Annotated in this window: 8 protein-coding genes and 1 pseudogene; 2 read left to right on the plus strand and 7 right to left on the minus strand. The window is 68.9% G+C overall.

The genetic code is table 11. The features are described from left to right. Nucleotides 1–14 precede the first annotated feature (14 nt). The 7 genes from gyrA to dnaA all read right to left on the minus strand — a co-directional run bounded on the left by gyrA (nt 15) and on the right by dnaA (nt 11,832). The gene (gene gyrA / locus BKA18_RS18470) at nt 15–2,639 is read right to left on the minus strand and encodes a DNA gyrase subunit A (RefSeq protein WP_006604431.1); all 2,625 of its coding nucleotides are present in this window, start codon (nt 2,637–2,639) and stop codon (nt 15–17) included. A 48-nt stretch (nt 2,640–2,687) separates the two neighbouring features. After that, a complete protein-coding gene (gene gyrB / locus BKA18_RS18475) occupies nt 2,688–4,718 on the minus strand; it encodes a DNA topoisomerase (ATP-hydrolyzing) subunit B (protein WP_006604430.1) in 2,031 nt (676 codons plus the stop codon). A gap of 345 nt (nt 4,719–5,063) precedes the next feature. After that, entirely contained in the window at nt 5,064–5,597 is a 534-nt protein-coding gene (locus BKA18_RS18480; RefSeq protein WP_006604429.1) for a DciA family protein, read from the minus strand. Continuing rightward, nucleotides 5,594–6,730 carry a DNA replication/repair protein RecF gene (gene recF, locus BKA18_RS18485; RefSeq protein ID WP_366047919.1) on the minus strand — a complete coding sequence of 379 codons (1,137 nt, stop codon included), beginning with the start codon at nt 6,728–6,730 and terminating at the stop codon, nt 5,594–5,596. The genes BKA18_RS18480 and recF overlap by 4 nt, the downstream gene beginning before the upstream one ends. Before the next feature lie 62 nt (nt 6,731–6,792). Beyond that, complete coding sequence (gnd, locus tag BKA18_RS18490) at nt 6,793–7,671, minus strand: phosphogluconate dehydrogenase (NAD(+)-dependent, decarboxylating) (protein ID WP_366047918.1); 879 nt, start codon at nt 7,669–7,671, stop codon at nt 6,793–6,795. A 183-nt stretch (nt 7,672–7,854) separates the two neighbouring features. Beyond that, on the minus strand, nt 7,855–8,985 hold the full coding sequence (gene dnaN, locus BKA18_RS18495) for a DNA polymerase III subunit beta (protein WP_147246159.1): 1,131 nt from the start codon (nt 8,983–8,985) through the stop codon (nt 7,855–7,857). A 963-nt stretch (nt 8,986–9,948) separates the two neighbouring features. Further along, nucleotides 9,949–11,832 (minus strand): chromosomal replication initiator protein DnaA, encoded by a 1,884-nt coding sequence (gene dnaA / locus BKA18_RS18500; RefSeq protein ID WP_488169141.1) that lies wholly within the window; start codon nt 11,830–11,832, stop codon nt 9,949–9,951. 408 nt (nt 11,833–12,240) lie between these two features. Here dnaA and rpmH point away from each other — a divergent pair, with 408 nt between their 5' ends. Both rpmH and rnpA read left to right on the plus strand, forming a co-directional pair. Further along, complete coding sequence (gene rpmH, locus BKA18_RS18505) at nt 12,241–12,378, plus strand: 50S ribosomal protein L34 (protein WP_003949374.1); 138 nt, start codon at nt 12,241–12,243, stop codon at nt 12,376–12,378. A 24-nt stretch (nt 12,379–12,402) separates the two neighbouring features. Continuing rightward, a pseudogene (gene rnpA, locus BKA18_RS18510) lies at nt 12,403–12,771 on the plus strand (ribonuclease P protein component); the annotation flags it as partial. Nucleotides 12,772–12,817: the final 46 nt, after the last annotated feature.

Below are 12,817 nucleotides of genomic sequence, written 5' to 3' on the forward strand. Positions count from 1 at the left end.
ACCTACTCCTCGTACTACTCCGCCGCGGGCTGCTCGCCCTCGGCCACTGTGGGCTCGATCCCCTCGGCCGCGTCGGTCTCCTCGGGCGCCTCGACCCCGTCGACCTCTTCGGCCTCACGGCCGGCCTCTGCGTTCCGTGCGATGCCGACGACGGCATCCCGCTTGCCCAGGTTGATCAGTTGGACGCCCATGGTGTCACGGCCGGTCTCCCGCACTCCGTTGACCCGCGTACGGATCACGCCACCGCCGAGCGTGATCGCGAGGATCTCATCGGTGCCCTCGACGACCAGCGCGCCGACCAGGGAACCCCGGTCCTCCACGATCTTGGCGGCCTTGATGCCCAGACCGCCACGGCCCTGGACACGGTACTCGTCGACCGGAGTGCGCTTGGCGTAGCCGCCGTCCGTCGCGGTGAAGACGTAGGTACCGGCCCGGACCACGTTCATCGAGAGCAGTTCATCGCCCTCGCGGAAGCTCATGCCCTTCACACCGGAGGTGGCCCGGCCCATCGGGCGCAGCGCGTCGTCGGTCGCGGTGAACCGGATCGACTGCGCCTTCTTGCTGATCAGCAGCAGATCGTCGGTGTCCGAGACCAGCTCGGCGCCGATCAGCTCGTCGTCCGTGCCGTCCTCCTGCTCGCGCAGGTTGATCGCGATCACACCGCCGGAACGGGGCGAGTCGTAGTCCTTGAGCGGCGTCTTCTTCACCAGGCCGGCCTTGGTGGCGAGCACCAGATACGGCGCGGCCTCGTAGTCGCGGATCGCCAGGATCTGCGCGATCTGCTCGTCCGGCTGGAAGGCGAGGAGGTTGGCCACATGCTGACCCCGGGCATCGCGCCCCGCGTCGGGGAGCTCATACGCCTTGGCGCGGTAGACCCGGCCCTTGTTCGTGAAGAACAGCAGCCAGTGGTGGGTCGTGGAGACGAAGAAGTGGTCGACGATGTCGTCTTCCTTGAGCTTCGTGCCCCGGACGCCCTTGCCGCCGCGCTTCTGCGAGCGGTAGTCGTCGGTCTTGGTGCGCTTCACATAGCCGCCACGGGTGATCGTGACGACGATGTCCTCCTCGGCGATCAGGTCCTCGATGGACATGTCGCCCTCGAAGGGCACCAGCTTGGAGCGCCGGTCGTCGCCGAACTTCTCGACGATCGCGGCGAGTTCCTCGCTGATGATCTGGCGCTGCCGCTCCGGGGAGGCCAGGATCGCGTTGTACTCGCTGATCTTGCGCTGCAGCTCGTCGTGCTCGGCGGTGATCTTCTGGCGCTCCAGGGCGGCCAGCCGGCGCAGCTGCATCTCCAGGATCGCGTTCGCCTGGATCTCGTCGATCTCCAGCAGGCCCATCAGGCCCTCGCGCGCCACCTCGACGGTCTCACTGCGCCGGATCAGCGCGATGACCTCGTCGATGGCGTCCAGCGCCTTGAGCAGACCGCGCAGGATGTGCGCCCGCTCCTCGGCCTTGCGCAGCCGGAACTTCGTCCGGCGGACGATGACCTCGACCTGGTGCGTGACCCAGTTGCGGATGAACGCGTCCAGCGAGAGCGTGCGCGGCACCCCGTCGACCAGCGCGAGCATGTTGGCGCCGAAGTTGGTCTGCAGATCGGTGTGCTTGTAGAGGTTGTTGAGGACGACCTTGGCGACCGCGTCCCGCTTGAGGACGATGACCAGGCGCTGGCCGGTACGCGAGGAGGTCTCGTCACGGACGTCCGCGATGCCGCCGACCTTGCCGTCCTTGACCAGGTCGGCGATCTTCTGCGCGAGGTTGTCCGGGTTGACCTGGTAGGGCAGCTCGGTGACCACCAGGCACTGGCGGTTCTGGATCTCCTCGACCGCCACGACCGCGCGCATCGTGATCGAGCCGCGGCCGGTGCGGTAGGCCTCCTCGATGCCCTTGCGGCCGACCACCAGGGCGCCGGTGGGGAAGTCGGGGCCCTTGATCCGCTCGATCAGCGCCTCCAGCAGCTCCTCATGGGAGGCCTCGGGGTGCTCCAGCGCCCACTGGGCACCGGCGGCGACCTCGCGGAGGTTGTGCGGCGGGATGTTGGTGGCCATACCGACCGCGATACCGGCCGAGCCGTTGATCAGCAGGTTGGGGAAGCGCGCCGGCAGGACCGTCGGCTCCTGGTTACGGCCGTCGTAGTTGTCCTGGAAGTCGACGGTCTCCTCGTCGATGTCCCGGAGCATCTCCATGGACAGCGACTTCATCTTGCACTCGGTGTACCGCATGGCCGCCGCCGGGTCGTTGCCCGGGGAGCCGAAGTTGCCGTTGGAGTCGACCAGCGGCATCCGCATCGACCACGGCTGCGCCAGGCGGACCAGGGCGTCGTAGATCGAGGAGTCGCCGTGCGGGTGGTACGTACCCATGACGTCGCCGACGACGCGGGCGCACTTGTAGAAGCCCTTCTCGGGGCGGTAGCCGCCGTCGTACATCGCGTACAGCACCCGGCGGTGCACCGGCTTGAGGCCGTCGCGCACGTCGGGCAGCGCACGCGAGACGATGACGGACATCGCGTAGTCGAGGTAGGAGCGCTGCATCTCCGTCTCGAGCCCGACGGGCTCGACGCGCATGCCCACGCCTTCGATGGCGGCGGGCGTGCCCTCGGCGGTCACGCCGTCCGGGGTCACGGGGGTGTTCTCGTCGGCCATGGTGGTTCAAAGTCCTTTCGAGCTGCGGCTGTTACGGGCCGACAGGGCTCAGATGTCGAGGAAGCGGACGTCCTTGGCGTTGCGCTGGATGAACGAGCGGCGTGCCTCGACGTCCTCACCCATCAGCACCGAGAACAGGTCGTCCGCGCGGGCCGCGTCGTCCAGCGAGACCTGACCCAGGACACGGTGGTCGGTGTCCATGGTCGTGATGCGCAGCTCCTCGGCGTTCATCTCACCGAGACCCTTGAAGCGCTGGACCGAGTCGTCCTTGATGCGCTTGCCGCTCCGCTTGCCGAGCTCGATCAGCGCGTCCCGCTCCGGGTCGGAGTAGGCGTACTCGAAGTCGTCCCGGCCCCACTTGATCTTGTAGAGCGGCGGCCGGGAGAGGTAGACGTGCCCGGCCTCGACCAGCGGCCGCATGAAGCGGAAGAGGAAGGTCAGCAGCAGGGTGTTGATGTGCTGACCGTCGACGTCGGCGTCCGCCATCAGGATGATCTTGTGATAGCGGAGCTTCTCGATGTCGAAGTCCTCGTGGACTCCGGTGCCGAAGGCCGAGATCAGCGCCTGGACCTCGTTGTTCTGCAGGATCTTGTCGACCCGGGCCTTCTCGACGTTGAGGATCTTGCCTCGGATCGGCAGGATCGCCTGGTACTCCGGGTTACGGCCGGACTTGGCCGAGCCGCCGGCGGAGTCACCCTCGACGATGAAGATCTCGCACTTGGTCGGGTCGTTGGACTGGCAGTCGCTCAGCTTGCCCGGCAGCGACGCGGTCTCCAGCAGTCCCTTACGACGGGTCAGATCGCGCGCCTTACGGGCCGCGACCCGGGCCGTCGCCGCCTGGATGCCCTTGCGGACGATGTCCGCGGCCTCGTTGGGGTTGCGGTCCAGCCAGTCCGTGAGGTGCTCGTGGACGACCTTCTGCACAAAGGTCTTCGCCTCGGTGTTGCCCAGCTTCGTCTTGGTCTGGCCCTCGAACTGCGGCTCGCCGAGCTTGACCGAGATGATCGCCGTCAGACCCTCGCGGATGTCCTCACCGGTGAGGTTGTCGTCCTTCTCGCGCAGCAGCTTCTTGTCGCGTGCGTAACGGTTGATCAGACCCGTCAGCGCCGCACGGAAGCCCTCCTCGTGCGTACCGCCCTCATGCGTGTGGATGGTGTTCGCGAAGCTGTAGACGCCCTCGCTGTACTGGGTGTTCCACTGCATCGCCAGCTCGACCGAGAGCAACCGCTCCTTGTCCTCGGCCTCCACGTCGATGACCGTGGGGTGCACCAGCTCACCCTTGCGGGAGTTCAGGTACTTCACGAAGTCGACGATGCCGCCCTCGTAGTGGTAGCGGACCGCGAGGGGCTTGCCCTCCTCGTCCACATGGTCCGGGCGCTCGTCCGTCAGCGCGATCGTCAGACCCTTGTTGAGGAACGCCATCTCCTGGAAGCGCCGGGACAGCGTCTCGAAGCTGTACTCGGTGGTCTCGAAGATGTCGCCGTCGGCCCAGAACGTCACCGACGTGCCGGAGTCCTCGGTGGCCTCGTGCTTGGCCAGCGGCGCGGTCGGCACGCCGAGCTTGTACTCCTGCGTCCAGCGGTAGCCGTCCGTGCGGACCTCGACCGCCACCCGCTGCGACAGCGCGTTCACGACGGACACACCCACGCCGTGCAGACCACCGGAGACCGCGTAGCCGCCGCCGCCGAACTTGCCGCCCGCGTGCAGCACCGTCATCACGACCTCGACGGCCGGCTTGTTCTCCGACGGCACGATGCCGACGGGGATACCGCGGCCGTTGTCGACCACGCGGACGCCGCCGTCCGGCAGGATCGTCACGTCGATGGTGTCCGCATGGCCGGCCATCGCCTCGTCGACGGAGTTGTCGACGACCTCTTGCACGAGGTGGTGCAGACCGCGCTCGCCCGTCGAGCCGATGTACATGCCGGGGCGCTTGCGGACCGCGTCCAGGCCTTCGAGGACGGTGATCGCACTGGCGTCGTACGACTTCTCCACCGAGGAGTCGCCCAGGGCGCCGGCAGGAACCCCCTCTTCTGTAGAAGCCGTGTTGTTCTCGTTGAGGTCGCCGGAGTCGGCCACGAAGCGCCCTTTCTGGCACAGCACGAGCCCTTCCGCGCCTGTGGGGATCACCCCAGGAAAGACAGGCGGGAGCGGCTGCGTCGTTCGACATGTTCCGCGAGTGGGCGGGATTGGCACCAGTCTACCGGTAGCGCCGACACTCATGGGGGTTTGCAGGCACCTGAGTCGTCATGTGCCGCCCTGAACTGGCGTCCGCCGACTCCCCATATCCGAGAAGGGGCCTCAGGACGCTCACACGGGCACTCAGCGCTTCCGGCTGTCAACCGGCGGCTACCGTGAGCGGAGTCTCACCCGCCTCACCCGTATGCAGGGGTTCCGTCGCACGTCACCCACGGGGCACGGGGCTCAGCCGTAGGTGTCGCCGGGGCCCTTGCTTCCCGGTGCCCGCAGCGCTCCGTAGCGCCGGGCGGGACCGCCGGGGCCCAGCACCTTGATCACCTTTACGGTGCCGTGGCCCAGGTCCTCGTTGAGGCGTGCCACCAGCGTCGGGGCCAGCAGCCGCAGCTGCGTCGCCCACGCCGTCGAATCGCACTGCACGGTCAGCACCCGGGCGTCCTCGTCGTACTTCTGCGGCTCGCAGTGCTGCGCCACCTCGGGCCCGACCAGCTGCGGCCAGCGCCCCATCACCCCGCCGACCGCCGCCGGGGTCTCCCAGCCGCGCTCCGTGATCAGCCGGTTGATCGCCGCACCGAGCGGCAGCGGGTCGCGGCCGTCCGCCCGCGCGCCCGACCGCAGCCCACCGCGCCTGGCCTGCTTCTTCTGCTGCGCGGCCGCGCCCCGCGCCCGCGCCTGCTCCTTGGCGGCCACCAGCGCCTGACGGGCCAGATCCACACCGGAGAGCTCCGGGGCCTTGGGCCGCTCGGGCTGCTCCTCGCTCACGGGGTCACCTTCTCCACGGCGCCGTCGGACACCGCGTAGCGCGCCCCGGCCAGCACCCCCGGCACATCGTCGTCCACCGCCGCCGTCACCAGCACCTGCTCGCCCGGCGCCACCAGCTCCGCCAGCCGCTCACGGCGCCGCGCGTCCAATTCGGCGAAGACATCGTCGAGGACCAGGACCGGCTCATTGCCCTCGGCGCGCAGCAGGTCGTACGACGCCAGCCGCAGCGCCAGCGCATACGACCAGGACTCGCCGTGGCTGGCGTAGCCCTTCGCCGGCAGCTGGCCCAGCTTGAGCACCAGGTCGTCGCGGTGCGGGCCGACCAGCGTCACCCCGCGCTCGATCTCCTGCTTACGGGCCTCGCCGAGCGCGGCCAGCAGCACGCCGTACAGCTCCTCGCGGGTCCCGGCGGCGGCCATCGCCTCGCCCGCGGAACCGCGGTACTCCAGCGCCAGCGGTCCGCCGCCCGGCGCCAGCTGTTCGTAGGCCTTGTCCGCGAGCGGCTGCAGCGCGGCGATCAGATCGAGCCGCTGCGCCAGCAGCTCGGCACCGGCCCGCGCCAGATGCTGGTCCCAGACGTCCAACGTCGACAGGTCCATCTGCCGGCCGCCGTGCCGGCGGGCCAGCGCGGCGGTCTTCAGCAGGGTGTTGCGCTGCTTGAGGACACGGTCGTAGTCCGCCCGCACCCCGCCCATCCGCGGCGAACGCGCGGTGATCAGCTCGTCCAGGAAGCGCCGCCGCTCCCCCGGATCGCCCTTGACCAGCGCCAGGTCCTCCGGCGCGAACAGCACCGTGCGCAAGATCCCCAGCACGTCCCGCGGCTTGACCTGCGAGGACCTGTTGATCCTGGCGCGGTTCGCCTTGCCCGGATTGAGCTCCAGCTCGATCAGCTGCTGCCGCTCACCCTGGACGACCGCGGCCCGGACGACCGCTCGCTCGGCGCCCATCCGCACCAGCGGCGCGTCCGAGGAGACCCGGTGGCTGCCGAGCGTGGCGAGATAGCCGACCGCTTCGACCAGATTGGTCTTGCCCTGGCCGTTGGGCCCCACGAAAGCCGTGACGCCCGGTTCGAGCGGAACTTCGACCCGGGCGTACGAGCGGAAGTCGGCGAGGGACAGATGCGTGACATGCATGACTGAGCGCCGACCTCCCCCGGCTGTTGCTGCGGTTTCGTACTGCTTCTTGCTGCTGGGTGCTACTTCTTGCTCTCGACCGCGTGGCCGCCGAACTGGTTGCGCAGCGCGGCGATCATCTTCATCTGCGGGGAGTCGTCCTGACGGGACCCGAAGCGGGCGAAGAGCGAGGCCGTGATCGCGGGCAGCGGCACGGCGTTGTCGATCGCGGCCTCGACCGTCCAGCGGCCCTCGCCGGAGTCGGCGGCGAAGCCGCGCAGCTTCTCGAGGTGCTCGTCGTCGTCGAGGGCGTTGACGGCAAGGTCGAGCAGCCAGGAACGGATGACAGTGCCCTCCTGCCACGAGCGGAAGATCTCGCGGACGTCCGTGACGGAGTCGACCTTCTCCAGCAGCTCCCAGCCCTCGGCGAAGGCCTGCATCATGGCGTACTCGATGCCGTTGTGGACCATCTTGGCGAAGTGGCCGGCGCCGACCTTGCCCGCGTGCACCGCACCGAAGTCGCCCTCGGGCTTGAGGGCGTCGAAGATCGGCTGCACCTTGGCGACATCGTCCTTCTCGCCGCCGTACATCAGCGCATAGCCGTTCTCCAGGCCCCAGACGCCGCCGGAGACACCGCAGTCGACGAAGCCGATGCCCTTGGCCTTCAGCTCCTCGGCGTGCTTCTCGTCGTCGGTCCAGCGGGAGTTGCCGCCGTCGACGACGATGTCGCCCGGCGACAGCAGCTCGGCCAGCTCGTCGATCGTGGACTGGGTGGCGGCACCGGCCGGCACCATCACCCAGACCACCCGCGGACCCTTGAGCTTGTCCACAAGCCCCTGCAGGCTGTTGACATCCGCCAGGTGTGGGTTGCGGTCGTATCCGATGACGGTGTGGCCGGCGCGGCGAATGCGCTCGCGCATATTGCCGCCCATCTTGCCGAGACCGACGAGACCGAGCTCCATCAGAGACCCTCTTTGCACGTAGTCGTTGCTGTCGTACCCGAGTCCGAGCCTACGCCCGCAGGTCCGTGCACACCTGTGGGCTCAGCCGCTCATCAGGGGCCCTTCAGCCGGTCGCCACACGGGGCGGGGCCAGGGGCACCGCGACCCACGGCGGCTGTGCGCCGCGGGTCGCACGCACGGCCGTCAGCCCGACAGCCGCACCGGCATGATCAGGTACTTGTACGCGTCGTCCGCCTCGGCGTCCTTGGCCGGCCGGCCGCTCAGCAGCGCGGGCTTGGTCGAGGTCGTGAAGGACAGCTGCGCCACCGGGGAGTCGATGGCCGACAGGCCCTCCAGGAGGAAGCCGGGGTTGAAGGCGATCGAGATGTCGTCGCCGTCCAGATCCGCGTCCACCCGCTCCACAGCCTGTGCATCATCGCTGGAGCCGGCCTCCAGGATCAGCACACCCTGCTCGAAGCTCAGCCGGACCGGGGTGTTCCGCTCGGCCACCAGCGCCACACGCTTGACGGCCTCGACGAACGGGGCGGTCTCGATCACCGCGACGGAGTTGAACTCGGTCGGGAAGAGGGTGCGGTACTTCGGCAGGTCGCCTTCCAGCAGACGCGTCGTCGTCCGCCGTCCGGCGCCCTCGAAACCGATCAGGCCCTCGCCCTGCCCGGAGCCGGACAGCGCGAGCGTGACCGTGTCGCCGCTGCTCAGCGACTTGGCGGTGTCCAGCAGGGTCTTGGCGGGGACCAGCGCGACCGCGGAGGCGTCCGGGCTCTCCGGCTTCCACAGGAACTCACGCACGGCGAAGCGGTAGCGGTCGGTGGAGGCCAGGGTGACCGTGTCGCCCTCGATCTCGATCCGTACGCCGGTGAGCACCGGGAGGGTGTCGTCACGGCCGGCGGCGATGGCGACCTGGGCGGCAGCCGCGGCGAAGACCTCACCGGGGACGGTGCCGGTGGCGGTGGGCATGGCCGGCAGCGCCGGGTACTCCTCCACCGGAAGGGTGTGGAGGGTGAACCGCGAGGAGCCGCAGACGACGGTCACCCGTACACCGTCGGTGGAAATCTCCACCGGGCGGTTGGGGAGGGCGCGGCAGATGTCGGCGAGCAGCCGGCCGGAGACGAGGACCGTGCCCTCCTCCTCCACCTCTGCCTCCACCGAGACCCGTGCGGAGACCTCGTAGTCGAAGCCGGAGAGGCTCAGCGCGCCGTCCTCCGCCTTCAGCAGCAGGCCCGCGAGGACGGGCACCGGCGGACGGGCCGGGAGGCTCTTGGCCGCCCAGGCCACTGCCTCCGCGAGTACATCGCGCTCCACCCGGATCTTCACCGGAACCGCCTCCTGCTGTTGCTGGCTCTCGCCCTGCTGGCCTTCGTCGTCGGCTGAGTTGCCGGAGACCAGTCTGACGCACGCCACCGACAGTCGGTGCGGCTCGGGGTCAAGTCGGATCGACCGATGCCGGACGCCCGGCGGCCAACTTGTGCACAGGCCCCGTTTCCGAACGAGTTCCCCGGTAGATATCCGTGGTCGTAGTAGTAGGGGCTGTGGAAACCGTGGACAACTGCTTTTGCGCAGGTCAACACGGATTTTTTGTCCACTGCTCCTGTGGGCGGCGGCCGTGGATAAGCCGGCGATGCTGTGGACCGCGAGAAGTTCTGCACACCCGATGCACAGGAGACGGCTACTTCTCCCCAGTGCCATCCCCAGCTTTACCCCGGTTCCCCACAGCCCAACCAGCCAACTTGGTGTGACGGCTTTCACTCGGCCCGGTGAGAGCGGGTGTTGCGTTGCCGAACAGTGGACAGGGGTGTGGAGAAGCTGGGGACAACAGCGGCTTGCCTGTGGGCGGCCGGTGGACAAGACCGTACCTCCCCTGTGGACGAATTCTCTGTCCACATCCTGTGGAGGGCGGTTGGCCACAAATCCACACGCGGCTGACCTCCCCCGATGCTCCGTCAGCTCATCGTCCTGTGGATCCCACAGGGATAACTTTCCCCTCCCCAGGATGTGGAAGGAAATTTGTTGCCCAATCTGTGGAGAGAGGCCGTGACCGGGCCGGGATTCGAACACGGCCGGCGCGCTCCACAGGTTTGGGACGGCGGCGGGGCGGATCGATCCGCGGCGGAAGCACCCCTGAAGCACCCCTGAAGCGGCTCGGAACGGGCTCCGAACCGGCTCGCGGCGGGCTCGGGAGGGCGGGTACGACGAAGGGCGCTCCGGGAGCGGGTCCCGGAGCGCCCTGGGCGTCCCGTGGTGGCCTGTGGTGGCCAGTGCCGGGCCGTGGGGCCGGCCTCAGCCGTTCTTGATGCGGTTGGTCAGCTCGGTGACCTGGTTGTAGATCGAGCGCCGCTCGGCCATCAGCGCGCGGATCTTGCGGTCGGCGTGCATCACGGTCGTATGGTCCCGGCCGCCGAACTGCGCGCCGATCTTCGGCAGCGAGAGATCGGTCAGCTCGCGGCACAGATACATGGCGATCTGGCGGGCGGTCACCAGCACCCGACTGCGCGAGGAGCCGCACAGATCGTCGATGGTCAGCCCGAAGTAGTCGGCCGTCGAGGCCATGATCGCGGTCGCGGTGATCTCCGGCGCGGCGTCCTCGCCCCCGGGGATCAGATCCTTCAGCACGATCTCGGTCAGCCCCAGGTCCACCGGCTGCCGGTTGAGCGAGGCGAACGCGGTGACCCGGATCAGCGCGCCCTCCAGCTCACGGATGTTGCGCGAGATCCGGGACGCGATGAACTCCAGCACCTCCGGCGGCGCATTCAGCTGCTCCTGCACCGCCTTCTTGCGGAGGATCGCGATCCGGGTCTCCAGCTCGGGCGGCTGGACGTCGGTGATCAGACCCCACTCGAAGCGGTTGCGCAGCCGGTCCTCCAGGGTGACCAGCTGCTTGGGCGGCCGGTCACTGGAGAGCACGATCTGCTTGTTCGCGTTGTGCAGCGTATTGAAGGTGTGGAAGAACTCCTCCTGCGTCGACTCCTTGCTCGCCAGGAACTGGATGTCGTCGACCAGCAGGATGTCCATGTCGCGGTAGCGCTTGCGGAACGCGTCCGCCTTGCCGTCGCGGATGGAGTTGATGAACTCGTTGGTGAACTCCTCCGAGCTCACGTACCGCACCCGGGTGCCCGGATACAGACTCCGTGCATAGTGCCCGATCGCATGCAGCAGGTGGGTCTTGCCCAGCCCCGACTCCCCGTAGATGAACAGGGGGTTGTAGGCCTTGGCCGGCGCCTCGGCGACGGCGACCGCGGCGGCGTGCGCAAAGCGGTTCGAGGCGCCGATGACGAAGGTGTCGAAGAGGTACTTCGGGTTCAGCCGCGCGGTCGGCTCACCGGGGCCGGTCGCCGGCGCGGGCTGCGCCGCGAGCGGGCTGGGCGCGCCGCTGGGCGCCGGAAGGACGGCGCCGGGGCCGGAGCCGGGAATGCCCGAGCGGCCGCTGTGCCCGCCGGGCTGGTGCTCGGAAAGATCGCGGCGCGGCTGTTCGTAGCGGGAGCGTGGATCGTCGGAGTGCTGTGACGGCCCGCCGCGGTCGGGCGTCTGCCCGCGGTAGTCGTTCTGCCGCTGCTGGTGCTGCGCTACATGGGACGACGGGGAGGCGTACGGATCGCGGTCGGGGTAGCCGCCCAGGTGCTGCTGCCAGCCGTAGTCGTCGCGCGGGCCGGGGCCGCCGGCCATGGGGGAGTGCTGCGGCCAGCCGCCGGGCTCGTGCCGGTGCTGCTGGTAGTCCGGATAGGCGGGCCGGACGCCCGGCAGATCGTCGCCCTGGTGCCCGTAACCCTGCCGACTGTCGTGCCGGGGCTCGTAGCTGTCGTACTGCTCATGCTGTGGCGACTGACGCGACTGCTGGTGCGACTGCTGAGCGTGCGGGGACTGCTGCTGAGGCGGCTGGTGCTGCTGGGGGGCGGCGGGCGCGGACGGGGCCGCGGGCTCCTCGGAGGAGTCGTCCACGGTGATCGCGATCCGGATCGGGCGGCCGCACTCATGGCTGAGGGCCTCCCCGATCAGTGGCGCCAGCCGGCCCTCGAGCACGCCCTTGGCGAATTCATTGGGGACGGCGAGCAGCGCGGTGTCGGCGACCAGCGCCAGCGGCTGGGTGCGCTTGAGCCAGTCCTGGTCCTTGGGCTTGAGGCCGTCGGCCTCCGCACGAAGGAGGTGATCGAGCACCCGCGGCCACACTGCGGCAAGATCGGCAGGTACATCAGCCACAGGGCACGCTCTCTCACAGTCCCACGAATGTGTGATTCTCAGGACGGGCGGGAAGGAATCGGAGTTCAGCCACGGTAGTCAGGGCGGGCCTGGGTATTCAAGTTGTTGTCCACAGGCTGTGCATAGTGTGTCCCGGCGCGGGGTCGGCAGGGGCTGCCGAGGAGCCGGTTTGACCGGATGGCGTAGCCGCGCGTACCGTGACCAGGTCGAGTTGTCGATGGCTGCTGCCGCCTGCCTCCGATGGGCAAAGATCACGCTCGAGTGATCGTGTAGCGGTGCACTTAGGCGTTGCGAGCTACTCGTGGGCGCACGGTGACAGCCAGTCGACGCCCCACATCTGTCTCTCCTTGAGACAACAAGCATTCCTGGAGCCCCCGAGTGAGCAAGCGCACCTTCCAGCCGAACAACCGCCGCCGCGCGAAGACCCACGGCTTCCGTCTGCGCATGCGGACCCGTGCCGGCCGCGCGATTCTCGCGTCCCGCCGTGGCAAGGGTCGCGCCCGTCTGTCTGCCTGAGCAGCCTGAACCTAGGTCCATGACGTGCTGCCTACCGAGCATCGGCTGAGGCGGCGCGAGGACTTTGCGACCGCGGTACGCCGGGGACGCAGGGCCGGGCGCCCGCTCCTTGTCGTTCATCTTCGCAGCGGTGCAACGGACCCGCACGGGTCGGGGGAAAGTGTTCCCCCGGCACGTGCGGGTTTCGTCGTGAGCAAGGCAGTTGGCATCGCTGTCGTCCGGAACAAGGTCAAGCGCAGGCTCCGCCATCTCGTGCGCGACCGGCTGGACCGGCTGCCCGCCGGTAGCCTGGTTGTCGTACGGGCCCTGCCCGGAGCGGGTGATGCTGATCACGATCAGCTGGCCCGCGACCTGGACGCCGCCCTGGAGCGGCTGCTGGGAGGGGTGCCGAGAGGCTGCAATCCCCCGGGGGCTGCGACCGGCGCCAGCCGCGCCGCGG

This window comes from Streptomyces auratus (genome assembly GCF_050433025.1).
In the GTDB taxonomy this organism is placed as follows: domain Bacteria; phylum Actinomycetota; class Actinomycetes; order Streptomycetales; family Streptomycetaceae; genus Streptomyces; species Streptomyces sioyaensis.